A 24365-nucleotide genomic window follows, 5' to 3' on the forward strand; every position below is an offset into this window, starting at 1 on the left:
GGCTCAGCGAGGATCTGAAGAGGCGATGGCATGATCTGGTCTGCCAGCTGTTGCAAAAAATGCAACGGTTTGACTGAGCAGGTCAAGGAGCGGACACCTGAGTACCCATGAACGGCCGAGTAATCCTCGGCCGTTCATCGGCAGCCTCGCTACTGGCCGGGCAACTTGTAAGGATCTCTGAGGAGTTGCCCTGTAGGTTGGACAAGCCAAGGCCGAATCGAGATAGTGAGCCGAAGGGAACTCAAGGACGCAGGGAACGCACCACAGGGAAGCCGCTCATGAACGAAGCCGAGACCCGCGCCGAGCTGATCGACCCCGCCCTCAAAGAAGCCGGCTGGGGCAGGGTGGACGGCAGCCGGGTGCGCCGCGAGGTCATCACCCTGGGGAGGCTGCAGGGCGCCGGGAAACGTACGCGCGGTGACATCGCCGACTACGTGCTCTTCTACAAGGGCCAGAAGCTGGCAGTGATCGAGGCCAAGAAGCGCGACCTTCCCGTCACTGAAGGCCTGGCCCAGGCCAAGCGCTATGCAGAACGGCTGCAGGCCCGCTTCGCCTATGCCACCAACGGGATGGGGCTCTACCGGGCCGACATGCACACCGGCGAGGAAGGACCGGTTGACGGCTATCCCTCGCCGCAGGCGCTGTGGGCCGAGACCTTTCCCGAGCCCAACTCGTGGCGCGAGCGTTTCGGCGAGGTGCCGTTTCACGACAATGGCGGCCAGTGGCAGGCGCGCTACTACCAGCACAACGCCATCAATCAGGCGCTGGAGGCGATCGCCGCCGGCCGCCAGCGTGTGCTGCTGACACTCGCTACAGGTACCGGCAAGACCGCCATCGCGTTTCAGCTCGCCTGGAAGCTATTCCACAGCCGCTGGAATCTGGCGGCCTGGCAGTGCGATGAGAGCACACGGCGCCGGCCGCGAATTCTCTTCCTGGCCGATCGCAACATCCTCGCCGACCAGGCCTACAATAGCTTCTCCGCCTTCCCCGAGGATGCCCTGGTGCGCATTGCTCCTGATGCGATCCGCAAGCAGGGGCGGGTGCCCAAAAACGGCAACCTCTTCTTCACCATCTTCCAGACCTTCATGAGCGGCCGCGACGCGGAGGGCAACCCGGCCCCCAGCTTCGGTGACTACCCGCCGGATTTCTTCGACCTGATCATCATTGACGAATGCCACCGCGGCGGCGCCAACGACGAGAGCAGCTGGCGCGCCATTCTCGAGTACTTCTCACCGGCGGTGCAGCTCGGCCTTACCGCCACGCCCAAGCGCACCACCAATACCGACACCTACGCCTATTTCGGCGAGCCGGCCTATGTCTACTCGTTGAAGGAGGGCATCAACGACGGCTTCCTGACGCCGTTCAAGGTGCGCCAGATCGCCACCACTCTGGACGACTACGTCTACACCCCGGACGACGAGGTGGTGCAGGGCGAGGTGGAGCAGGGCAGGCGCTATACCGAGCCCGACTTCAACCGCCTCATCCGGATCAAGGAGCGCGAGCAGTACCGGGTGCAGGTGTTCATGGAGATGATCGACCCGCGCGAGAAGACGCTGGTGTTCTGCGCCAACCAGGAGCACGCCCTGGCGGTGCGCGACCTGATCAACCAGGCCAAGACGCACCCCGACCCCAACTACTGCGTGCGGGTGACGGCGGATGACGGGGCCGAGGGCGAGCGCTTCCTGCGTCGCTTCCAGGACAATGAGAAGACCATTCCCACCATCCTGACCACCTCTCAGAAGCTCTCCACCGGCGTGGACGCGCGCAACATCCGCAACATCGTGCTGATGCGCCCGGTGAACTCTATGATCGAGTTCAAGCAGATCATCGGCCGCGGTACGCGCCTGTTCGACGGCAAGGACCACTTCACCATCCTCGACTTCGTGCGCGCCTACGAGCACTTCAATGACCCGGAGTGGGATGGCGAGCCCATGGCACCCGAACCCTGTGGTCGCTGCTGCGAGAGTCCCTGCGTCTGCACGGTGACGCCGCCGGCGCCCTGTGAAAAGTGCGGCAACCGTCCCTGCACCTGCGAGAAGGAACCGCCGGAGCCCTGCCCTGTGTGTGGGGAGTCGCCCTGCCAGTGCGACGGCGGGGGCGGCAGGCCGGTGGTGGAGATCGAGCTGGCGCCGGGCAAGTACCGCCAGCTGCAGCACATGAGTGCCACCAGCTTCTGGAGCCCGGATGGCACGCCGATCAGCGCCGCCGACTTCATCCGCCGGCTCTACGGTGACCTGCCGGCACTCTTCCAGGACGAGGAGACCCTGCGTGAGCTGTGGAGCCGCCCGGATACCCGCCAGGGGCTGCTGGATCGCCTGGCCGAGAAGGGCTATGGCAGCGAGCAGCTGCGCCATATCGCACGCCTGGTGGATGCCGAGAAAAGCGACCTCTTCGACGTGCTGGCCTACATCGCCTTCGCGCTGCCGCCGATCAGCCGCGAGGAGCGGGTCGCTACCCACCGTAGCCAGCTGTTCGCGGAGTACGACTACCGCCAGCGCGAGTTCCTGACCTTTATCCTGGATCACTACGTCGAAAGCGGGGTCGCCGTTCTCGCCCAGGAGCGGCTGCCGAACCTGATCCAGCTGAAGTACCAGACCCCCACCGACGCCATCGCCGAGTTGGGCAGCGTCGAGAATATCCGTGATGTCTTCATCGGATTCCAGGCGAGGCTTTACGAACCCAGTGAGGCGTGAATCAAGACAAGAAGAACGAGACAGGCATCCAGGGAGATTGAGCCATGCAGGGCATTCAGGTCGATTCATGCAAGATCGAGTTTCTGTTCGGGCATTTCTCCGACTTCGTGGAGAGAAAATCGGGTCAGAAGCTCACTGGCTTTCAGGGTAACGAGTACCTCGAGAGGGAGGAGGGCTATAAGAAGGACCTTCATCTAGAAGGGAGAGGGAAGCTGGATGCTGAGTCATGGAAGGCGTCGGAGATCGGCAGTGGCCGAATCGTTCGCTCGACCATTTCGGCCATAGAGCTTCCCAGCAACAACACGGTGCCATGGCAGGCACGCTACGGTGAAGAAGTGCGCCCTCACCATGGTCTCTACCTTGCCATGGATGACAAGGCGCTTCGGGAAGAGGTCGAGCGTGCTCTCTACAACCTCTACAGGCAGGAAAGTGATGGCGCATGCTTTGACGAGCTGGTGAGGCTTCTCGGCAGGAAGTACTCGCTTCTCGCCTACCTCATGTTCCTCAAGGATTCGAGCCGTTACCTTCCCATCGCAACTCGAAGTTTCGACCAGGCGTTTGAACTGCTGGGTGTGGACCACAAGACCAGCTTCAAGTGCTCATGGGAGAATTACGTAGCCTTTCTCGATGTGATCAACCAGGTGCGGTTGCTGCTGGAAGGGCGGTTGGGAAACCCGGTAAGGCTGCTGGATGCACACTCCTTCGTCTGGATGTTGGTAGCGCAGATGAGCCAGGAAAACCTTGAAGGAAGCATGGAAGACCTCAACCGCCGCGAGAAGACAGAAAGGGAGTCAATCGTCAGGTCTCGCATAGGCCAGGGTGCCTTCCGGAAGAGCCTGCTGGATTATTGGGGTAATGCCTGCGCCGTCACAAGCTGCGGCAACGCAAGCCTGCTGGTGGCCTCTCATATCAAGCCATGGGCAAGGTGCGACAACGACGAACGCCTGGACCCCAGCAACGGCCTGCTGTTGTCACCCACGCTGGATGCCTGTTTCGATGCCGGTTACATCACCTTCGCCGATGACCGATCCATCATCATCTCCGAATCGCTCAGCCCCGAAGATGCAGCCAGCCTGGGTGTCGATGCCGGCTTGAAGCTGACGAGAGTCACGCCGCAGCATTGTCGATACCTTCAGCATCATCGCGAGCATGTCTTCAAGGGCGCAGGCAAAGTGGGTGGGCGGAACTGATGCCCCTCCAGAACCGGGTCGCCCCCTGGGGGCAGATCCTGTCATCACCGGCCCGCGGCACCCTGATGGGAAATCGCGGCATCCTTCATGATGCCGAGAAGAACGTGGTCAAGACGCACTCCGTCCAGCGCTGGATCATCTGTGTGCTTGAGTTCAAGGGACAGCGCAGGGAACTGATGAGCCCCGGGAAATACACGGAGCTATTCTTTCTCGACGAGGCAACGGCGCTGGCGGCGGGGCATCGTCCCTGCCAGGAGTGTCAGCGAGAGCGGGCCCTCGAGTTCAAGCACTGTTGGGCGCGGGCCAACCGCCCGGATGACCCGGATGCTGTGCTCATGCCCGAGATGGATAGGCAGTTGCACCGAGAGCGGATTGCCCGCTGGCAGAAGATCACCTGGCAAAGCCCGATCGACGCACTGCCGGATGGCGCCTTCTTCGAGCATGATGGCCAGGCGTATCTCGTCTGGGAAGGCCGGCACTGGCGCTGGAGCTTCGTGGGCTACCAGCAGGCAGCGCCTTGCAGCTCAGAGGAAGAGGTCGAGGTGTTGACCCCGCCATCCACCGTCAAGGCGTTGCTGACTGGCTTCAGGCCGGAAGTTCAGCTTCCTCTGACCTATTCTGCGACCTGAGTGACAGGGGCGCTTACATAGATAGGAGAGCTCCATGCTTAACCGCTCCGCCCTGCTGCTGCGCTACAAGGCCCCGGCCGTGCAGTGGATCAACGATGCCGACCCCGCGCCGGCTGGCAGCAGCGTTACCCTGGAAGAGGTCAACCGCGACCTCACCGTCTATTTGATCAGCGACGAGGTGGCGGAGTCGCCGGAGGAGGTCAGGCGGTGGATCAAGGCCAACTGGCGCACTCTGTTCGAGTCTGAGCTGGAGGGCTGGTACACCGATCCGACGCTATGGCCGAAGCGCACCCTGAAGCGCTTCGACGAGTGGTTCGATGTCGAGTGCCACAGCGTGATGATCGATACGTTGGGAACGCCCATCGAGGACGATGAGCCACAGGACTGATCAGGAGCCACCATGAAGCCCTTCTCCATCCTGCTGATCCGCCTGCTGGGTCTCTATCTCTTCCTGAAGACGCTGTTCGCGGTGGTGCCTGCGCTGGCGCTGCTGGGGCCCAATGCTGCCGAGCCCGGGGTCGGGAAGTTGCTGCTGATCTATGTGGCGACGGTGGGCGTGCCCATGGTGGGTGGAGTGCTGCTCTGGTGCTTCGCCGGCCGCCTGGCGGATAAGCTGCATGGTGCTGGGGATGCGGATGCCGAGGCCGGCACTCGCATCAAGGACGACGACCTGGTGCGGGCCGGCACCTTCCTGATCGGCGTGTACCTGGTGGTGCGTCACGTCGGCATGCTGGTGGCGGCCTACACGGGGGCCGGCGCCGTTGCCTACGACGCCCTGTTCATGGTGGTGGCGGGTCTCGGCATGATGCTGGGCGGCGGGTACCTGGTGGCACTCTATCGCCGGGCCAGGACGTGGGGGCTGGACGGCGAGGGGCGTTCCTAGGGTTGCTGCGGGGCCGGCTCGGCTTCGACCCGGTTCCGGCCGAGTTCCTTGGCCCGGTAGAGGGCTTCGTCCACCCGTTGAACCAGTGACCGGGAACTCTCCCGGCCGGCAAGTTCCACCACGCCGAAGCTGGCGGTAATGGTGCCGAGCCTGTCGAAACGGTGACTGGCGATCTCATGCCGCAGTTTCTCGGCCACCTCCCTGGCCGCGTCCAGGCCGGCCTGTGGCAATAGCACCATGAATTCCTCCCCGCCCCATCGCCCGTGCATGTCGCTGCCGCGCAGGTTGTCATTGACCAGGCTGGCAACGGTCTTCAACACGTCGTCACCGGCATTGTGGCCGAAGCGGTCATTGATGCGCTTGAAATGATCAAGGTCGTACATGATCAGCGAGAGCGGCGAGGCATACCGGGCGGCACGCGCCATCTCCTTCTCCAGCAGCCGCCCGAACTCCTGGCGGTTGGTGATGCCGGTGAGGCCGTCGGTAATGGCCATGGCTTTCACTCGCTCTTCCGCCAGCTTGCGCTGAGTGATATCCAGGAGGATGCCGGTCCAGAGGATGCCGCCGTCGGCTTCTACCTGTGGCGTCGAACGGCACTCGATCCAGCGAATCGATCCGTCGGCGTGCAGGGCTCGGAACTCCACGTGGACATTGGCCATGGTGGCGGCGCTGTGCCGGGTCTGGGCCTCGACGCGCTCGGCATCCTCGGGAAGGATCCGTGACATCACCGGCTCCTCTCCAGGCCCCGAAATCTCTTCGAGCGGCAGGCCACCCAGCGTGACGATCCCCTCGCTGAAGAAGGGAAAGCTGCGTTCCCCATCCGGTGCCATGCGGTACTGGTAGAGCGCGCCCGGCACCTGGGAGGCGATGCCCCGCAGCAGCGCTTCGCTCTGCCGAAGCTTCTCCTCGGTGGCCTTGCGTGCCGTGATATCTCTCACGATGCAGAAGATCAGCTTGTCACCGTCGTAGGTGGCGCCGTTGTTGCCGAGCTCGACATCGATGATGGTGCCATCCTTGCGGCGCTGCTGCGTTTCGAAGTGCGCCCCGTCGCTGTCGACGGCCCGGAGCATCTCCTTGAGCTCCTCCTTGCCGAAACGGGCATCCAGATCCCACACGTGCAGGGAGCCCATCTCCTCGGGCGAATAGCCCAGCATCTCGGCATAGCTGCGGTTGGCCCGGTAGACGCTGCCATCGATTCGGAGAATCACCATGCCGTCCCAGGTCGCCTCGAACAGGGCAGCCCATAGTGTTGCTTCGCTATTCCTTGGTGATCTCATCATCGCCAGCGTGGCCTCGGGTCGAGGTATCGACGTCACTATAGTATCTCACGGGTGGCCTCCATCACCCGCCCGTCCACGGTGCGCTGGATCTTCTCCTCGATCTCGGTGAGCAGCGCCTCCACCTTGGGTCCCTCGTTGGCCACCGCCACGAAGGTCCACTCGCTCGCCTCCAGGCGGTCCAGTTCGCCGCTCTCGCACACCGCCACGGCCGGGTTGCGCCCGTAGCGTTCGTGAAGGCCGCCCATGCGCTGGCGCTTCTCCTTGAGGGAGCGGCAGCCGGGCAGCGAGAGGCGCAGGGTGAGAATGCCGATATGCATGAAGGCTCCTGTGAGGCGATGGTGAGGGCCTGGCCCGTCTCTGCTATACCACGGGTCAGCTATACCACGGGAGGGCCCTCCCCGGGAGAGGGCGCTCGGAGTGACCTAAGCTTGGCCTGATGATCGCCCGTTCGGAGCCTGCCATGCGCCACCTCTTCCTGATGCGTCACGCCAAGGCCCGCCAGGCCACCGGCGACATGAGCGACCACCAGCGGCCGCTGCGCCGCCGCGGGCAGCGGCAGGCAACGGCCATGGCCGCCCCGCTGAAGCGGTGGGGCGCCCTGGCGGGGGAGATTCACCTCAGCAGTTCGCGGCGCACCCGCGAGACCCTGGCGGCGATCGATGCCGCCCTGCCCAGCCTCGGCCTGCGCGGCCGGGCCCATCGCCACGATGCCCTCTACGCCTTCGATGGCCAGGCGCTGCTCGCCTGGCTGCGGACCCTGCCGGACGAGGCCGACAGGGTGCTGGTGATCGGCCACAACCCGGCCCTGGTGGAGCTGGCGCGCTGGCTGTGTCGCGAAGCGCCGGACACGCTGCCCACCGGTGGCCTGCTGCATCTCGTCCTGCCGGACACTCCCTGGTCGGCGCTGGAGCCGCATGACGCCGGACTGGCCGCCAGCCTGGTACCGGAGGCGGCCAGCCATGCGCTCTTCCAGCGCCGGGCCCCGGCACCGCCGAAGCTGCCCAAGGCCGACCTGGCGGCCCGCCTGCAGGGGCAGCTCAGCCACCTCCATCGCCTGGTCAGGGCCCTGGAGCCCGGGGTGATCGCCGGCGTCGATCCGGAGTTCCTGCACCAGTACCGCGTCAACCTGCGCCGCAGCCGGGCGATCGGCGAAGCCGTGCTGGCTACCGCCAGTCAATCCGGGAGTGGGAAGGTGCCGGGGCTTAAGAAGCGCCTGAAGCGGCTCAAGCAGCGCGCCCAGGCTACCAGCGACCTGCGTGATCTCGATGTCTTCCTGGAGAGCCTGGCGAAGGCGCCGCCGCCGCTGGGGGAGGGCGCCTTGCACGCGCTCCACGACTGGCTGAGGGCTCTGGCCAGGGCGCAGCATCAGCGCCTCTGCCAGCAGCTTCGCCAGCCCGACTACGCCGAGGAGATGCAGGCCTGGCAGGCCTTCCTCGACTCCGCCGGCTTCCGGGAGGCGCTTGCCCGGCTCTCCGCGACGCGGATCGAGGCGGTGCTGGCCGAGCGCATCGCCGGCCACGACCGCGACCTGGCCGGGCTCGCTCCCGAGGCACCCGACGAGGCCTTCCACAACCTGCGCAAGACGGTGAAGCGCATCCGCTACCTGGCCGAACTGGAACCGAAGCGCAATCGCGATTTCCTCAAGGGGCTGAAGCAGCGCCAGACCCTGCTGGGGGACTTTCAGGACCTCTGCACCCGGGAGGCCTGGCTCGAGGCCTTCGCCGCCGACTCCCGCGACGCCGGCCGGGAGGCGTGTGACGCCTGGCGCCGTGAGCTTGACGCGCAGAAGCTCAGCCTGCGGGAGCAGATCATGGCGCTGGCGCCGCTGTCAGACTGAGCGCCGAAACCCGGCACTCCGGCTGCCTCGCGTCGACGGCTCGTGTCTCCAGAGGCTTCAACTTCGGATGTAGGCAGAACTGGGCGCACCCTGTAGGCATTTGCCCACTGGTGCTCAGGGCGCTTTGGTGCCAGGCTGTTCAGTTACAGAATGTTGCCGGCACATGCGCGACACGAACGACCGGCCAGAACACGCAGGGAATGACCGATGATCCTCAAGGAAAAGGATGCCTATAGCGGCACTGATGAGCGCGGCTACTATGGCCACAAGCAGGAGCAGGACGTGGCCTTCCACCTGCGCCGGGAGTTCGGCGACAGCGAGCAGGTTCGCATCATCCACGACCTGATGATCGAACACGGCGGCGAGCGTGCCCAGATCGACCACCTGGTGATCCACCCCTACGGCTTCATCCTCATCGAGTCCAAGAGCATCGTTGGTGAGGTGCAGGTCAATGCCGAGGGGGAGTGGTCCCGCAGCTACAGGGGCAACTGGACCGGCATGCCCTCGCCGATTCGTCAGGCAGAGTTGCAGAAGGACCTACTTCACGCGCTCCTGAGCAACAATCTGGCGCGTTTGCTGGGCAAGTTGCTGGGTATTCAGACCAAGCTAGGCGGCCGTGACTGGCAAACGCTTTGTGCCGTCTCCAGCACCGCGATCCTGCACCGTGAAAAGATGCCGAAGAGCGTGGCCGACAAGGTGGTAAAGACCGAGTTTGTCGCCGGTAAAGTCAAGGAGATCATCGGCAATGGCGTCAGCGCCTTCATCAAGGCAAAGCCGCGCTTTACCCTGCAGGAGCTCGAGAACCTAGGCGCCTTCCTCCTGGCACATACCGCAGCGCTGCAGGCGGAAACGGAGAAGCCGGAGCTGGCCACACCACCTGATGACCCGGCTCCCAGTGCCGCCCCCGTCGCCGAACCCGCGCCGCAGAGCTACGTGGTGACCTCGGAGCCAGCTCCCGCAGAGCCGCCGGTAGATACCGCAGCGCCCACCGAAATGCTGCTGACCTGCAAGCAGTGCGGCGAGGCCGACAACCTCAATGGCATGTATGGCCAGTATGGCTACTACGTGAAGTGCGGCAGCTGCAGCACCAACACCTCCATGAAGCAGCCTTGCCCGGCCTGTGGCTGGAAGAGCGTCAAGGTCTCGAAGGACGGCCCTAGCTATACAGCCGCTTGCCGGAAATGTGACCACCAGTATCTGGTCTATCGGCAGGCAGAGGGGAGGGCGTAATGGCAGATAACGACCCAAAGCGGACATTCGGGGAAATGAGTGAATTTAAGGTGTATAATTAAAAAGGAATAGGTTTTGGTTGTGTTGAATGACAATCTCAATAATTTTAAGTTACCTGAACCAAAATCTGGACAGGAAAACGCTTCATCTCAAAAAGTTCTGAATGGAAAGCTAATAACGCCTAAACAGCATTTGTTGCTTTTTTCCTCAGATGAATGGGAGGATTTCATCGAAGAATGGGGAGTGTTTCAAAAAACTAAGTACCACCTTGTTACTCGTTTAGGTGGCGCAAATGATTTTGGGATTGATGTCGCTTGTTTTTATACAGGGCAAGGATTTCTGGGAGAGTGGGATAACTTCCAGTGTAAATACTATAAAGGTGAACCCTTGGCGCCTAGAACTGCAATATTAGAAATAGGGAAAATTCTATGGCATATCCATAAAAATAATATTACAGCGCCGAGTGCATATTATTTCTTTTCTCCGAAAGATTGCGGGCCATCTCTAAAAAAGCTGTTGCTAGACTCGGAAAAATTAAAAAATAAGCTTTACGATGAGTGGGATAATTGGTGTGCGACCACGATCACAACAACTCAAACTGTTTCTCTTGAAGGCCAGTTCAAGAAATTTGTTGATAGTTTTGATTTTAGTATTTTTAAGTACAAACCGGTTAACCAGGTTATTGAAGAGTATAGAGAAACACCGTATTTTCTGATTCGCTTTGGTGGGGGGCTAAAAGATAGGCCTAATCCAATATCTCCTCCAGAGAGCCATGAAGATATTGAGGTGCGGTATATCGAACAATTGCATGAAGCATATGCAGAGAATAAAAAAGTTTCTAAAGGAAAATTCTGCTTTGACCATTACCCGGATTTGGAAAAGCACTTTATAAGGCAAAGAGAGGCTTTCTATTTTGCGGAATCATTAAGAGCTTTTGCTAGGGACTCAGTTCCTTCTGGAACTTTTGAGGAGCTGCAAAACGATATGTACGATGGGGTTGTCGATACAGCCGAGTCAGATCATCGGGACGGATTAGAAAAACTAAAAAGTGTTATGAAAGAGTCGAAGTCAGTTCCTCTTGATGCAAACGGCCTTTTCCAAGCTGTTCGAGTCAAAGATAGATATGGGATATGTCACCAATTAGCTAATGAAGATAGATTGGTATGGGTAAAAAGACGATGAGTAAAGGTTTGCATGCTGATTATATCTTTAATTGCGCACTAGAAACAGGTATGAGGTCAGCTTGTGTATTGGCAGCTGATCAGTCCATGAAATATGACCTGCAGCAATTGCTGGCGTTTGACCACTTGGTTGTTCACACGGGTGATATACATAATGCCCCGCCTAGCCTTCATCCTAATGTGCTCCAAAGAAACGGAGAACTTCTTGTCAGAAGGCCTTTAGTTGAGCATGGTTTGTTACTGATGGAGCACAAAAAACTGGTTGAAAAAATAATATCTATTGATGGATTTTATTATAGGGCTACTGATCTCGCCAGTGTGTTTATTGAAAGTTTAACAAATAATTATATTGAAGAGCTATGTAAGCGAGCGGACTGGGCTGTAAGGATGTATAAAGATAGCGGGGATGAATTCTTTTCGGAAGTATTTAATGCTGCATTTGATAGATGGAGAAATGAGTTTCAAATAGCAGAAATATCGATTGGAAGTGATGAGGGGTTGAAGTAGGCATGGAAATTAGGTTTATAGTTTTTACTGGGCCTAAAAAAGAACCTGCTGAGCTTAATTTTGGTTCAGGGTTGAATTTAATATATGGCCCATCTAATACAGGAAAGTCGTCTGTGTTAGATGCGATTGATTTTATGTTGGGTCGGGAAGATAGGCCTATAAAAGAAATACCTGAACATGAAGGGTATAATCAGTTATATCTCGGCGTAGAGTTTCCAGATTCTGAGAAATACACCTTTGTGAGAAGTATAGATGGCGGTGACTTTGAATGCTTTGAAGGTCTACATAAGAGAAGGCCGAAGGGTCAAGAGTCTACAGTTCTAAGACCAAAAACAGAAACGAAAAAGATAAAAAGCATATCGACATTTATCCTCGAGAAACTGGACCTCTATGGAAAGAAGCTAAAGAAGAATGCTGATAATGGCTTGGTAAGTCTAACACTTAGGAATTCGCTGTCTCTTTCGATTGTTACCGAAACCGATATACAGAAAGAAGCGTCTCCCTATATCAGTACGCAATATACAAAAAAAACGGAGCATAAATCTCGTTTAAAATTCATGCTTACGGGGGCGGATGATAGTGCTCTTCTTCCAGCAGAAGTTGAGAAAAAAAGATTGTCTCGTACTGCAAAAATAGACATTCTTGAAGAGCTGATAGCTGAGCAAGAAGAAATTATAGATTCTGTTATATCAGAAGAAAAAACTATTGAGGATTTAAAGGAGCAAGAAGAGAAGCTTGCAGAAACTATTAAAAATGAGCGCTCGGTTCTTGATGCAAATGAAGAGCAATATAATCTCTTTATATCGGATAGGGGGCGTATTCGTGGCGAGCTAGAGAAAAATAATGAGAGGCTTTCTGAAATATCGGAGATGCTTGTCCGATTTGAGCTTCTTGAGTCACAGTATTCTTCAGATATGTCAAGGTTGGATAATATTGCAGAGACAGGTGTTTTGCTTGCTGCGTTACCTTCTGATATATGCCCCTTGTGTGGCGGAGATACTGCAGAATTAAAATCTCATGAAGGGTGTGAAGGCAATATTGGTGAGATAGTGTCTGCTGCTTCATCGGAGAAAAAAAAGCTAGAAAAACTGTCTTTAGATCTTGTGGATACGATGAAAAAGTTGCGAGTGGAGAGTGGTGTCATCGAAGAAAGAATTCCTGATATATCTGAAGAATTATCTTCTGTGGTTAGGAAAATATCTGACCTTAATCCAGAGTTGTCTTCGCAGCGAGCCAGATATTCAGAACTTTTTTCAATAAAAGCAAATGTGGATAGATCTATTGAGCAGTATGAGCAGCTAAACGCACTTAAAAGGAAAAAAGAAGAGCTAGAGAAAGAGGCTCCAGAGAAGGTGGGCTCAGGGAAAGATGACACTGAGAGAACATTGCCTACCAGTGCGTTATTTAAACTGTCTAAAGAAGTGAAAGCACTTTTGAAGGGGTGGAGTGTTCCAAATTCTGATGATGTTCACTTTGACAAGGAAACAGGGGACTTTGTTATAAGTGGCAAGAACAGAGTAAGCAACGGAAAGGGGCATCGAGCGATCACACATGCTGCCGCCACTCTAGGCTTAATGAAATATACAGAAGATAATGGTCTTCCTCATTTAGGTTTTGCAATCATAGATTCCCCACTGCTTGCTTATGAAGAGCCTGAAAATGAGGCGGATGATCTTAATGGTACTGATGTAAATGTTAGATTTTTTGACAGTTTATGTCAGTGGAAAACTAGGCAGATAATAGTTTTTGAAAATAAAAAATCTATTCCATCAAAGTACAGTTCTGGGGAACAAGTTGTGGAGTTTACGAAAAGCAATGCTGGTCGTTATGGATTTTTCCCTAGAATTTCCCCGTAAAATTAATCAGTTACCGAATGTTCGCTTTTGGCCGGATAGCGACGGCCTAGATGCTAAGCCGTCGCTGGCTCTCGTTAGACCTCTGTCTGCTCAGCCATTGCCAATGCGTCATCCACCTCAATCCCTAGGTATCTGACGGTGCTTTCGAGTTTTGTATGGCCTAAGAGCAGTTGAACGGCTCTTAGATTTTTTGTTCGTCGGTAAATTAACGATGCCTTGGTGCGTCGCAACGTGTGAGTACCATAGGCCGAAGGCTCCAGACCAATAGCGGTCACCCAGGATTTAACGATGCGCGCGTACTGCCGAGTAGACAAGTGGCACGAGCTGCGCAGGCGACTTGGAAACAAGTAGTCATCGTTATGGAGATGTGCGAGCTGTATCCACTCTTCTAAAGCAGTGCGAGTCTGCTCGGTTATCTCAAACTGTACTGGCCTCTTCGTTTTCTGCTGCGTGACGATGGCTCTTGAAGACACTTGGTTGCCATGAGATATATCTCGGGCGCGTAACTTGACTAAGTCACAGGCTCTCAGTTTGCTATCGATCGCTAGCTCAAATAGCGCTAGTTCTCGTGTCTTATCTGCAAGTTGCAGTCTGACACGAATGGCCCAAATGTCTTTGAGGCGAAGCGGGGTTTTCTGACCAACCAGCTTGCCTTTGTTCCAGGGCTTGCGGCTAGCTATTGTTGATGTGTTCATGGTATGGACCTCCTCGGGTGGAATGTATAGGATGGTCCAGAACATGCTCGACGTGTGCTGGAATCCGCAGTCAGGCGCGATTCGACCCGAAGCCGACAACCTGGTGAAGGTTGCATGGTCGTTCAACGGCGTTGTTCAGCATGCGCGATAATCAGTGTTATGATTTAAAGGGGTGTTGATATCAAGGCGATAATAAAGAGCAACCTTCCTGAAATTCTGGGAGCATCATTTGCCGTTGTTTTGATGGCTTTTGCTTATGTACTCGTGTCCTTTTCAGCATCAGTGGTCAAATCACCGAATTTTTCAGCTTTAGCCGATAAAGTGGCAAATGGGGAAGTGAGTTTTCTGCCGGTCACAGTGATATCAGCAATATTGCTTTTTATCTTGAGAGAAATACTGGAGGCTATAAAAAAGAAAAGGGAGTCAAAAAGAAAACTATTCGCTTATAAGTCTCTTCTCGCTGAAGAGCTTGAGCTCAACCTGTGGGCCCAGCGTCAATTGCTAGGGATAATAAATGAGATTGAGGAGCAAGAGAAAGATCATCCGGACGCCAAATATACTCTTGTTATAAAAGAGACAGGTAAAGAATACATCCAAGGGCGCGATGGTGATCAATTTATTTTTGGTTGTCCTATACCTCCTGTCCAAGATAAATATTATGAAGTTTTTATATCAAATATCGCTGAATTGGATGAAAAGTTATTTGACCTTGCACAATCTTCTTACGAAGAGGTCAGAAACATGGCCCATGTGAGAAATGGTCTTATTGAAGGGCTTTTAGCCGATCAGAATGATGAGCCCTATCCACATGACATCAGAAAGAGCGGCTTTTTTCACTATGCAAAAAATGAGCTGCCTGATACTTTCGACGCAATGAATGCATTGTATGTAGAATGTACCGGAAAGCAGCTCAAGAATTTCAGGCTTAGATGAGCCTAACCAAGAGCTTCAGCCGACCTGTTTTCCGCTGTCGCTCCAAGCAGGTGGCTGAGCCGAAGTGTTATATAAGTACCATCTAAAGGTCTGGTTTTGGCCGACTGATGAATGTTAGTCTATGCTGATGGATAGCCTTCGGCCCTAAACGGCCAAGTCGGCGAATGCTGAATGCCCGCCTGATCAAGCCGAGAAAGCCGCAGACGAATGGCATGGTGGAAAGCTTCAATGGCCGCATCAGCGACGTCCTTGCGACTCGGCACTATACCTCAGGCGAGGACCTGAAGCAGACGCTCAAACGCTACACTGGGCTGTACAATCACCATATCCCGCAGAAGGCGCTGCACCATCAATCACCAATTGCGATGATGAAGGAATGGCAGGCCAAACGTTCTGAATTATTTACCAAGCGGGTTGTTAATCACACAGGACCAGACATATATGAAACTTGAAACGATTCGCCTATGCAATTTTCAGTCTTTTGGAGCGCAGCCAGAAGAGCTCGGACTAGATGATATATCTTTTCTTATTGGCCCCAACGGCTCAGGCAAGACAGCTGCGCTACAAGCGCTGTGTCGTATGTTTGCTTTCGACCCATCCTTGCGCCGCATTCTGCGATCTGACTTTCACGTCCCCTTTGATGAGGCTGAAGTGCCTGAAGAGCGCCAGCTCTGGATAGAAGCCGACTTCTTATTCCACGAACTGACAGAAGATGAAGATAACAGCACCGTTGCCCCTCACTTTGGCCACATGCGGCTTGATGAAGCGGATGGCATCCCGCGGGTGCGTTTTCGCCTCAGTGCCAGCATGGGGCCGGATGGCGACATCGAAGAAAACTTGGTCTATGTCTTGGACATTAAAGATGATGGTTCGCCCTTTAACACAGCGCAAGTGCCCCGACCTGAGCGCAATCATATCCATGTCCACTACTTGCCAGCCCGCCGTAATCCAGCCGACCACATTGCTTACAGCACAAATGCGTTGCTTGGGCGCATGCTGCGCGCGGTAAACTGGGATGCAGAGCGTGATGTCATAAATGGTCTCACTGAGCAAATCAGCGACAGCCTGGCGGCCAATCCATCGGTAGATGCGTTCAGCAAAAGCTTGAAAGCTTCTTGGGAAACCTTACACAAAGGTAGTTTTTTTACCGCTCCTAAAATCACCTTCGTGGCCTCTGAGATTGAAGCATTACTGAGGCATATGTCGGTGTCTTTTTCGCCAGGACACGATGAGAACTTGGTGGACTTCTCACGACTGAGCGATGGTCAGAAATCGATGCTATACTTGTCGCTCGTGCTATCATCACAGGCTATAAATCGCTCCGTGCTTGCAGGAAAAAATAAATCTTTTGACGCTGACAAGTTGCGGCCCCCTGTCTTTACACTGATTGCAGTGGAAGAGCCGGAGAACAGTCTTTCGCCCCATTATCTCGGGCGCATTGTCAAAGCCCTGGACTTGATGACCGGAGAGGGCGACGCGCAAGCGCTGATTGCCACTCACGCACCATCGATGCTGCGGCGCGTTGATCCCGAGAAGATCCGGTACTTGCGTCTGACCGATTGGCGAACATCGCGAGTAACCCACATCCAGTTGCCCGACACCGCGGACGAAGCACATAAATTTGTGCGAGAGGCGGTGCAAGCTTTTCCGGAAGTCTATTTTTCTCGCCTCGTAGTTCTAGGTGAGGGAGACAGCGAAGAAATCGTCCTTCCCCGACTACTTCAGTCCAAGGGTACTCCTGTTGATGAGTCTGCAGTCACAATAGCGCCTTTGGGAGGGCGTCACGTTAACCACTTTTGGCGTCTACTTTCGGCCCTTCAAATTCCCTATCTGACCCTGCTTGATCTAGATATTGCGCGCTACCGCGCTGGATGGGGTCGAATAAAGTACGTGAATGACCAACTGAGGAAAATTGACCCTCTGAATTCTCTTCCTACTGATTGGAATATTCCAAAATGGAATGATGGCGAGGCACCAATACGTACTCATTATTGTTTTGGTGACGACAAAACGAATGTTTTCGACACACTCGAAGAAAAAGGAATCTTTTTTTCCTCACCGTTAGATCTCGATTTTTCGATGCTGCTGGCCTATCCGAATGCCTACGGCGTAGTGAGAGAAAAGCCTGTTAATTCAACGATCAAGGCTGTGCTTGGCAGAAGTCACCACGATGCAAGTCAATACAGCGAGGCTGAACAAGAGCTTTTTGGTACTTATCATCATAGTTTCAAGCTTGGCAGCAAACCGGCAGCCCATATCGAATCTCTCGCCAACCTCCGTGATGTGGACCTCCTCGCTAATATGCCCGGATCACTAGGGCGCTTGGCCGATGCAGTGATTGCCAAACTCGAGGAGTTACCAGAGTGATATCCGTCGATGACTGGCATCCCGCAGATGGACTGACGCTAGAGCCTAACGCCCTACGTGCAGCCAAGGAGCAGATTCATAGCCTTGCTCTTACGGCTGGCCCAGGTGCAGGAAAAACTGAAATGCTTGCGCAGCGGGCTGATTTTCTACTACGTACAGGAACCTGCCGCTACCCCAAGAGAATTCTCGCTATCTCGTTCAAGGTTGACGCTAGCAGCAATTTGAAGGAGCGGGTTAAGCGCCGCTGCGGCTCTGAGCTGGCCTCAAGATTTGACAGCTACACATTTCACGCTTTTGCCAAGCGTATTATCGACCGCTTCCGGCCAGTACTAACGGGTGATTCTGCACTGGATGCCGGTTACAAAATTGCTGACAGAAAAACAGGGCCCTCGCGCAGCCTCATTGAATTTTCCGATTTGGTTCCGTTTGCCATCCAGATCCTTCAAAAATCAGTAATGGCACGTAATGCTATCCGCCAGACCTACAGCGATGTCTTCCTTGATGAGTTTCAAGACTGCACCAATCTTCAGTACAAGCTTCTGAAACTCGCGTTCCAAGGCACCAAAATTCGCCTTACGGCCGTGGGCGATACTAAGCAAAAAATCATGGGCTGGGCAGGGGCTCTGGACGGCATTTTCCAGACTTTTTCAGCCGATTTTTCAGCGACACCGCTCAATATGTATCGCAACTTTCGTTCAAAGCCGAGATTGCTGCGCTTGCAGAACGAAATCATCCGGGTGCTCGACCCAACGTCCGTCATGCCCGATGAACAGCTTATCGGTGACGAGGGCGAGGTATTCGCTTGGCACTTTGAGGATAGCCGCAAGGAAGCTGAGTATCTAGCAGGTTTGATTGATAGCTGGATAAAGACCGAACAGCTACCGCCCGCGGAAATTGCGGTTCTAATTTCCAAGCAGCTCGATCTTTATGCGGACCACCTCATGACGGCACTGGAGGCGCGAGCAATCCCTTTCCGAAATGAACAGCAAATGCAGGACATCACGGTCGAGCCCGCCGCTCGATTGATCGTAGACTACCTGTCTTGCCTCTACGGCCAACGCGAGCCACAAGCCTGGATTCGGCTCATGAATCAGCTGGCTCCCTTTGCGGATGAAGATATTCAGGCTAATACTCGAAAGGATCTAGATCGACTTATCAAGCAACAACGGAAAGAGGCAGCTCTTTCTGCCCTGGCGGAGGAGCCTTTTTCTGGCTGGTGGGAGTTTGTTAAAGCTTTCTTGCAACAAGTCAGTCTCAAAACCCTCGTAGCTCTATCGCCTGACTATGAGTCCCATGATCGGCTCAAAGAGGTCATCCGAAGCACTAAGGCACGCATACATGAGCTTCTCAAGCTGGAATCCGATTTACCGAAAGCTCTTGGTCGGTTTTCAGATGACCAGGCGGTACGCATCTTAAGCATTCACAAGAGCAAAGGTCTTGAGTTCGATTCGGTCATCATCATGGCCGTTGAAAACGAAATTTTCTTTGGTAACCAAGATGAAAACCGTTGCGCGTATTTTGTTGGCGTATCGCGGGCCAAAAGGCGCCTTGTGATAACACATGCAGACCAGCGGGAGCGCCCGGCTGGGCACACCAGACGCTGGGATGAGCAACGCACTGCTCAAGCTGAGTACTTAGGCTATGTCATACCGTTCGTGAGGTGATAATTACCCCGCTGTCAGCACCGAGTTCTCGTCCTCGTCGGGCAGGCAGCGCCACTTTTTTAGTGCATAAATCTGCAGGTGGACCTCGCCCAGCTCCTCCTTAGTTTCCCGCAGATTGGACTCATACTGCTCGCGGATATCCTTGGGGCGGGCCCTGAACCCGTTCTCCATGCTGCTCTGGGCCTCATCGATCCAGCCTTCGACCTCAGAGACAGTGAGGTCATGCCGGAGAGCCACTTCAGCGTTATACATCAGGAAAATCTCCATGACCGCTTTTGGCCGAAAGCGGACGTTGCATTGCCCGGCTTTGTCACCTTTCGCCGCACTTCCTGGCGATAAAGAACCCATAGCCGAAATACTCGCCATACCGCTCGTACAGTTCGATCTCCTGCTGCTGCTCCTCGACGATGGCCCGGGCGGCGGGGCTGTTGCGATGGGCCTTGAGGAAGGCCGGGAAGCGCTCCTGCAGCGGGCGGTAGTAGTTCTCCCGCCAGCAGTGTGGCGGTAACACGAAGTAGCCCAGCGGGGCGTAGCCGTGGTGTTCCAGCACCGCCAGCTTGGCCGAGGCGGTGTCGACTTCGGGGTACTGATCGCGCCAGTAGGCGTCGAGCTCGGCGGGGCGCTGCTCGGTGAGCCAGGTCAGCTCGGAGACCGCCAGGATGCCGCCGGGCTTGAGGAAGCGGCGCCATTCTCGCACGCCGCGCGCAAAGCCGAGGTTGTAGATCGCCCCTTCCGACCAGATGGCATCCAGCGATTCCGCCGCGAAGTTGAGCGCTTCCATGGAGGCGTGGCGGGGAGTGATGCGCTCGGCCACGCCGGCCTCCAAGGCGCGGGCCTTCAGGGTGTCGAGAAACGGCTCGAGGAAATCCACCGCCACGATCCGGGCATCGAGCGCCTCGGCGAGCACCAGGGTGGAGGCGCCGGTGCCACAGCCCAGATCGGCGATATCGAGGTCTCGCCGCTCGCAGAGCCCGGCGAGCTGGAGCGCGAGCCGGGTTTCAGCCTGGCCGCCGGGCCCCTGGCGTTCGGTGTCGCGGTGCAGGTCGGCCAATAGCTCGAGTTTATTCATGGCGAATCGCTCCTGAGCTGACGGTGGGCCCGGGCGCTACAGCGTCTCTTCCAGCAGCATGGCGAGCCGACGGTGGTGCAGATCGTCGGCGGCGGCGTCATAGGAGGGGGCGTCCCTGGCGGTGAAGCCGTGGGCGGCGCCCCGGTAGAGCTCGGTGATGAAGTGCACGCCGGTGGCGGCCAGCGCCTCGTCCATGCGGGCGATCTGTTCGGGGGGCAGCAGCTCGTCCTGGTCGGCGTGGCCGAGATAGACACGCCCCTGGATGGTGCCGACCACGTGGACGGGGCTCGCCGGGTCGTCGGCCTCTGCCAGTCGGGCCGAGTGGAATCCGGCCGCGGCGGCGACACGATCGGGGTATTCGGCCGCCATGCGCAGGGCGAAGGCGCCGGTCATGCAGTAGCCCACCACGCCAATCCTGCCGTCCGCGAACTCGGGCTCGCGGTCGAGGCAGCCGAGGAGGGCGGCGAAGTCGCGGGACTGGGCCTCGGGCGTGAGGTGGGCGGCATAGCCAAACAGCGTCGGGCGCACGTCCGGGTCGCGGAAGCACTTGCCCTTCGGCACTACGCCGCCGCGGGCATCGCGGTAGTAGACGTTGGGCATCAGCACCGCATAGCCGTGGTCGGCGAGCCGCTGGGCCTTCTCGTGATAGCAGGGGCGCAGGCCGCCGATATCGGTGAACAGCACCACGCCGGGCAGCGGGCCCTGGGCGCCCGCTGGCGTGAAGAGGTGGGCGTCGATGGTGCCGTCGGCGGCGGGAATGTCGAGGGCGCGAGGCATGGGCGGGCTCCGGGTGGCGGTGGGAGTCGGTCATCGGGGACGCAGGTCACCATGAATGCATCTTACAATAGTCATTCCCACTCCCCACGATTGGCCAGAGGCCGAGGAGCCAGACAATGCAGCGCGCTTCCCCCCACTCCCCTGACTCACCTGCCCAGCCGGTCCTGTTCATCCCCCACGGCGCGGGCCCCTGCTTCTTCATGGAGTGGAATCCGCCCGGTATCTGGGACGGGATGGCCGACTTCCTGAAGGGCATCGCGGATACCCTGCCCAGCCGTCCCCGGGCGATCCTGATGGTGTCAGGCCACTGGCTTGCCGATGACTTTCGCATCACCGCCGGTGAGCGCCCCGAGCTGATCTACGACTACCACGGCTTTCCCGACCACACCTATCGGCTCGACTATCCCGCCCCCGGCTCTCCCCTGCTGGCCGAGCGGGTCGAGACGCTGCTCTCCGCCGCCGGGCTGGCGAGCCAGCGGGACCCGGCGCGGGGCTTCGACCACGGCATGTTCATCCCGCTGAAGCTGATGTTTCCCGAAGCGGCGATTCCCGTGGTGCAGCTGTCGCTGCGCCAGGACCTCGACCCTGCGGCCCACCTGGCCGCCGGCGAGGCGCTGGAGGCGCTGCGCCACGAGGGTGTGTTGATCGTCGGCAGCGGCATGAGCTTCCACAACATGCGTGGCTATGGCGATCCGGCCTTCACCGCCCCTTCGGAAGCCTTCGATGCCTGGCTGACCGAGGCGGTGGAAGCGTCGCCGGCGCAGCGCCAGGCCGCGCTGCGGGACTGGGCCCGGGCGCCCAAGGCGCACCAATGCCATCCCCCCGGCCAGGAGGAGCACCTGATTCCGCTGATGGTGGCCGCCGGTGCGGCGGGGCAGGACCGCGGGCGCAAGGTCTATTCGGAGCAGGTACTCGAGACCCAGCTGTCGGCCTTCCGCTTCGGCTGACGGCGGCACGCCGCGGACATCGCCCGAGGCATCCCCGTCAGAAGTGGTCCCAGTAGGGCGGGTCGCCGAAGTACCCCTCCAGGAAGTCCACGAAGTGGCGCACCTTGCTGGCCAGCAGCTGGCGGTGGGCATACACCGCATAGAGCCCGAGCGGTTCGGGCTCATGCTCGGGCAGCACGATGGCGAGGCGCCCCTGGCGGATGGCGTCGCCGGAGAGGAAGGTCGGCTGCAGGGCGATGCCGGCCCCGCCCACCGCGGCCTCCACCAGCACGTCGCCGTTGTTGCTGGTCAGCTCGCTGCCCTCTCTCCCTCCTCCTCCGCCGCTGCGCGGCAGCCACTGCAGCAGCGGCTCCTGGCTCTCCTCCATGTAGCGGTAGCGCAGGAAGCGGTGCCCGGCGAGCTCCCGCGGGTGCCCGGGCGTGCCATGGGCCTCCAGGTAGCCGGGCGAGGCGCACAGCACCAGGCGCACGGGCGCGATGCGCCGGGCGATCAGCGAGGAGCTCTTCAGCCGCCCGATGCGCAAGGCGATATCGAACCCCTCCTCGACGATATCCACCTTGCGGTCGTTGAGCTGCAGGTCGATATCCACGGCGGTGTGAGCCCGCTGGAAGTCGTTGATCAGTGGCGCCAGGTGGCGGATGGCAAACGACACCGGGGCGCTGATGCGCAGCCGTCCGCGGGCCTGGCCCTGCTGCTCTCCGAGCTCGCTCTCCATGTCGTCGATCTCGGCCAGCACCTGCTCGGCGCGCTGCCGATAGGCGGCCCCCGCCTCGGTCAGGTGCAGCCGGCGGGTGGTGCGGTTGAGCAGGCGCACGCCCAGGTGCTCTTCCAGTTGCGAGACGTACTTGCTGACCAGCTGCGGGGAGAGCGCCAGGCGCTCGGCGGCCCGGGTGAAGCTCCCCTCGGCCACCACGGTGACGAAGGTGCGCATGGCGTCCAGGCGGTCCATGGTCGGCTCCGGCGGAAAGGTAAGCGGTAATTATCAACGCTTCATTGATAGTCATGCAATGTCTTCGCGCTTATTCCGCCTTCATGGCGAGAGTAGAGTGGCCTCACCGCTCGAGGCCATAGGCGGCCTCAGCTTTCCCCCGACACCCCGATGAGGAAGACCCCATGAAGACCCAGCTCGCAAAGACCCTGTTCGACACCGCCGGCGGCTACGGCGCCCTGGCCCTGCGCGTTCCCGTTGGCCTGATCTTGGCCGCCCACGGCGCCCAGAAGCTCTTCGGCTGGTTCGGTGGCTACGGCCTTTCCGGCACCGCCCAGTGGCTGGAGAGCATCGGCCTGGCGCCCGGCCTGCTGATGGCGCTGCTGGCCGGCGGTGCCGAGTTCTTCGGCGGCCTGGCCCTGATGCTCGGCCTGCTGACCCGCCCCGCGGCGCTGGTCTCCGCCTTCACCATGCTGGTGGCGATCTTCAGCGTGCATATCAGCCACGGCCTGTTCATCGCCAACAACGGCTATGAGTTCGCCCTGGCCCTGCTTGCCGCCACCGTGGCGCTCACCCTGCAAGGCGCTGGACGCCTCTCCCTGGATAGCCTGGTCGCGAAGCGCCTCTGAGCCGTCGACGCGACTGACCCGACCCGGCACCCTCCCACGGCGGAGGGTGCCCCACGAACAGGAGGAACCCCCATGCTGGTCAACGGCATCTGGCAGGAGAACTGGCAGCCGGTTCAGGCGAAGGACGACGAGGGACGCTTCATCCGCCAGACCTCGACCTTCCGCCACTGGATCACCCCGGACGGCGCCCCCGGCCCCACAGGCAGGGGCGGCTTCAAGGCCGAGCCCGGGCGCTATCACCTCTATGTCGCCTATATCTGCCCCTGGGCCTCCCGGGTCCTGATGGCGCGCCGACTCAAGGGGCTCGAGGCGCTGATCGGCGTCACCGTGGTCAACCCGCGCCTCACCGACCAGGGCTGGCAGTTCGGCGGCTTCCCCGGCGCCGACGAGGACCCCCTTCACGGCGCCCGCTACCTGCACGAGCTCTATACCCGCGCCGACCCCGAGGTCTGCGGTCGCGCCACGGTGCCGGTGCTGTGGGACACCCACACCGACACCCTGGTCAACAACGAGTCGGCCGATATCCTGCGCATGCTCAACGGTGCTTTCTCGCACCTGGTCGACCGGGGGCCGGACCTCTACCCCGACCACCTGGCCGCGGAGATCGACGCGCTAAATCACGTCATCTACACCGAGCTGAACAACGGCGTCTACCAGGCCGGCTTCGCTTCCAGCCAGGCGGCCTATGAGGAGGCCTACGGCAAGGTCTTCGCCCGGCTCGATGCGCTGGAGGCGCGCCTCGGCGACGGTCGGCGTTATCTCTTCGGCGATGAGCTTACCGAGAGCGACATCCGGCTGTTCGTGACACTGATGCGCTTCGATGTGGCCTACCACGGGCTCTTCAAGTGCAACCGCAACACCCTTGCCGCCATGCCGGCCCTGCACGCCTACCTGCACCGCCTGCTGGCGCTGGAGGGCATCGCCGAGACGGTCAACCTCGAGCACATCAAGGCGGGCTACTACTCGATCAGGGCACTGAACCCTGCCGGGATCGTGCCCGTAGGCCCCGGGGCGATCTGAGGCCGGGAAATCCCAGCGGACGCCAGGCCTGCGGCGGGCTATGGTGAGGC

The 24365-nt window shown here is 58.1% G+C and carries 23 protein-coding genes and 1 pseudogene; 17 read left to right on the forward strand and 7 right to left on the reverse strand.

Annotation, left to right across the window (positions count from 1 at the left end):
• The first annotated feature begins 278 nt into the window (after window positions 1-278).
• Genes hsdR through NFC98_RS04420 form a run of 5 tightly spaced genes read left to right on the forward strand, consistent with a single transcriptional unit; the run spans window position 279 to window position 5395 of the window.
• A complete protein-coding gene (hsdR, locus tag NFC98_RS04400) occupies window positions 279-2693 on the forward strand; it encodes an EcoAI/FtnUII family type I restriction enzme subunit R (protein WP_254276925.1) in 2415 nt (804 codons plus the stop codon).
• A gap of 44 nt (window positions 2694-2737) precedes the next feature.
• Window positions 2738-3883, forward strand: coding sequence for an HNH endonuclease (locus tag NFC98_RS04405; RefSeq protein ID WP_254276926.1), 1146 nt, complete (start codon window positions 2738-2740; stop codon window positions 3881-3883).
• The gene (locus NFC98_RS04410) at window positions 3883-4512 is read left to right on the forward strand and encodes a hypothetical protein (RefSeq protein WP_254276927.1); all 630 of its coding nucleotides are present in this window, start codon (window positions 3883-3885) and stop codon (window positions 4510-4512) included. Before NFC98_RS04405 ends, NFC98_RS04410 begins: the two co-directional genes overlap by 1 nt.
• Before the next feature lie 34 nt (window positions 4513-4546).
• Window positions 4547-4900 carry a hypothetical protein gene (locus NFC98_RS04415; protein ID WP_254276928.1) on the forward strand — a complete coding sequence of 118 codons (354 nt, stop codon included), beginning with the start codon at window positions 4547-4549 and terminating at the stop codon, window positions 4898-4900.
• 12 nt (window positions 4901-4912) lie between these two features.
• Window positions 4913-5395: a hypothetical protein gene (locus NFC98_RS04420; protein WP_254276929.1), complete on the forward strand. Its 483-nt coding sequence runs from the start codon at window positions 4913-4915 to the stop codon at window positions 5393-5395.
• On the opposite strand, the gene NFC98_RS04425 is transcribed toward NFC98_RS04420, so the two are convergent.
• Window positions 5392-6711 carry a sensor domain-containing diguanylate cyclase gene (locus NFC98_RS04425; RefSeq protein ID WP_254276930.1) on the reverse strand — a complete coding sequence of 440 codons (1320 nt, stop codon included), beginning with the start codon at window positions 6709-6711 and terminating at the stop codon, window positions 5392-5394. The genes NFC98_RS04420 and NFC98_RS04425 overlap by 4 nt on opposite strands.
• Window positions 6711-6992 carry a DUF503 domain-containing protein gene (locus tag NFC98_RS04430; protein WP_254276931.1) on the reverse strand — a complete coding sequence of 94 codons (282 nt, stop codon included), beginning with the start codon at window positions 6990-6992 and terminating at the stop codon, window positions 6711-6713. Before NFC98_RS04430 ends, NFC98_RS04425 begins: the two co-directional genes overlap by 1 nt.
• A gap of 143 nt (window positions 6993-7135) precedes the next feature.
• Here NFC98_RS04430 and NFC98_RS04435 point away from each other — a divergent pair, with 143 nt between their 5' ends.
• The 5 genes from NFC98_RS04435 (at window position 7136) to NFC98_RS04455 (ending at window position 13286) form a co-directional block, all read left to right on the forward strand.
• Complete coding sequence (locus NFC98_RS04435; RefSeq protein ID WP_254276932.1) at window positions 7136-8512, forward strand: CHAD domain-containing protein; 1377 nt, start codon at window positions 7136-7138, stop codon at window positions 8510-8512.
• Between the two features lie 207 nt (window positions 8513-8719).
• Entirely contained in the window at window positions 8720-9742 is a 1023-nt protein-coding gene (locus NFC98_RS04440; protein WP_254276933.1) for a nuclease-related domain-containing protein, read from the forward strand.
• An 84-nt stretch (window positions 9743-9826) separates the two neighbouring features.
• Window positions 9827-10924, forward strand: coding sequence for an ABC-three component system protein (locus NFC98_RS04445; protein ID WP_254276934.1), 1098 nt, complete (start codon window positions 9827-9829; stop codon window positions 10922-10924).
• Window positions 10906-11430 carry an ABC-three component system middle component 2 gene (locus NFC98_RS04450; RefSeq protein ID WP_254276935.1) on the forward strand — a complete coding sequence of 175 codons (525 nt, stop codon included), beginning with the start codon at window positions 10906-10908 and terminating at the stop codon, window positions 11428-11430. The genes NFC98_RS04445 and NFC98_RS04450 overlap by 19 nt, the downstream gene beginning before the upstream one ends.
• A gap of 2 nt (window positions 11431-11432) precedes the next feature.
• Window positions 11433-13286: an AAA family ATPase gene (locus tag NFC98_RS04455; protein ID WP_254276936.1), complete on the forward strand. Its 1854-nt coding sequence runs from the start codon at window positions 11433-11435 to the stop codon at window positions 13284-13286.
• Window positions 13287-13360: 74 nt separating this feature from the next.
• On the opposite strand, the gene NFC98_RS04460 is transcribed toward NFC98_RS04455, so the two are convergent.
• On the reverse strand, window positions 13361-13981 hold the full coding sequence (locus NFC98_RS04460; RefSeq protein WP_254276937.1) for a tyrosine-type recombinase/integrase: 621 nt from the start codon (window positions 13979-13981) through the stop codon (window positions 13361-13363).
• A 243-nt stretch (window positions 13982-14224) separates the two neighbouring features.
• Here NFC98_RS04460 and NFC98_RS04465 point away from each other — a divergent pair, with 243 nt between their 5' ends.
• From NFC98_RS04465 to NFC98_RS04480, 4 genes and pseudogenes are all read left to right on the forward strand, one after another.
• Entirely contained in the window at window positions 14225-14914 is a 690-nt protein-coding gene (locus NFC98_RS04465; RefSeq protein WP_254276938.1) for a hypothetical protein, read from the forward strand.
• Between the two features lie 176 nt (window positions 14915-15090).
• Window positions 15091-15366, forward strand: a pseudogene (locus NFC98_RS04470) (integrase core domain-containing protein); the annotation flags it as partial.
• Window positions 15356-17281, forward strand: coding sequence for an ATP-dependent endonuclease (locus NFC98_RS04475; RefSeq protein WP_254276939.1), 1926 nt, complete (start codon window positions 15356-15358; stop codon window positions 17279-17281). The pseudogene NFC98_RS04470 and the gene NFC98_RS04475, both read left to right, overlap by 11 nt.
• The gene (locus NFC98_RS04480; protein ID WP_254276940.1) at window positions 17278-18945 is read left to right on the forward strand and encodes an ATP-dependent helicase; all 1668 of its coding nucleotides are present in this window, start codon (window positions 17278-17280) and stop codon (window positions 18943-18945) included. The genes NFC98_RS04475 and NFC98_RS04480 overlap by 4 nt, the downstream gene beginning before the upstream one ends.
• Before the next feature lie 3 nt (window positions 18946-18948).
• Here the strand turns inward: NFC98_RS04480 and NFC98_RS04485 are convergent, their stop codons facing one another.
• The 3 genes from NFC98_RS04485 to NFC98_RS04495 are packed head-to-tail and all read right to left on the reverse strand — an operon-like array spanning window position 18949 to window position 20791.
• The gene (locus NFC98_RS04485) at window positions 18949-19212 is read right to left on the reverse strand and encodes a hypothetical protein (RefSeq protein WP_254276941.1); all 264 of its coding nucleotides are present in this window, start codon (window positions 19210-19212) and stop codon (window positions 18949-18951) included.
• A 43-nt stretch (window positions 19213-19255) separates the two neighbouring features.
• Window positions 19256-20014 (reverse strand): class I SAM-dependent methyltransferase, encoded by a 759-nt coding sequence (locus NFC98_RS04490; RefSeq protein ID WP_254276942.1) that lies wholly within the window; start codon window positions 20012-20014, stop codon window positions 19256-19258.
• 36 nt (window positions 20015-20050) lie between these two features.
• On the reverse strand, window positions 20051-20791 hold the full coding sequence (locus tag NFC98_RS04495; protein WP_254276943.1) for a dienelactone hydrolase family protein: 741 nt from the start codon (window positions 20789-20791) through the stop codon (window positions 20051-20053).
• A gap of 116 nt (window positions 20792-20907) precedes the next feature.
• Here NFC98_RS04495 and NFC98_RS04500 point away from each other — a divergent pair, with 116 nt between their 5' ends.
• Window positions 20908-21738: a class III extradiol ring-cleavage dioxygenase gene (locus NFC98_RS04500; RefSeq protein WP_254276944.1), complete on the forward strand. Its 831-nt coding sequence runs from the start codon at window positions 20908-20910 to the stop codon at window positions 21736-21738.
• A 37-nt stretch (window positions 21739-21775) separates the two neighbouring features.
• Here NFC98_RS04500 and NFC98_RS04505 read toward each other — a convergent pair whose 3' ends face one another.
• Entirely contained in the window at window positions 21776-22687 is a 912-nt protein-coding gene (locus tag NFC98_RS04505) for a LysR family transcriptional regulator (protein WP_254276945.1), read from the reverse strand.
• Between the two features lie 164 nt (window positions 22688-22851).
• Between NFC98_RS04505 and NFC98_RS04510 the strand changes: the two genes are divergently transcribed.
• Both NFC98_RS04510 and NFC98_RS04515 read left to right on the forward strand, forming a co-directional pair.
• Entirely contained in the window at window positions 22852-23295 is a 444-nt protein-coding gene (locus NFC98_RS04510; protein WP_254276946.1) for a DoxX family protein, read from the forward strand.
• A gap of 72 nt (window positions 23296-23367) precedes the next feature.
• Window positions 23368-24315, forward strand: a complete 948-nt coding sequence (locus NFC98_RS04515) for a glutathione S-transferase family protein (protein ID WP_254276947.1) — start codon at window positions 23368-23370, stop codon at window positions 24313-24315.
• Window positions 24316-24365 lie beyond the last annotated feature (50 nt).

Source organism: Halomonas sp. 3H, from assembly GCF_024206005.1.
In the GTDB taxonomy this organism is placed as follows: domain Bacteria; phylum Pseudomonadota; class Gammaproteobacteria; order Pseudomonadales; family Halomonadaceae; genus Halomonas; species Halomonas campaniensis.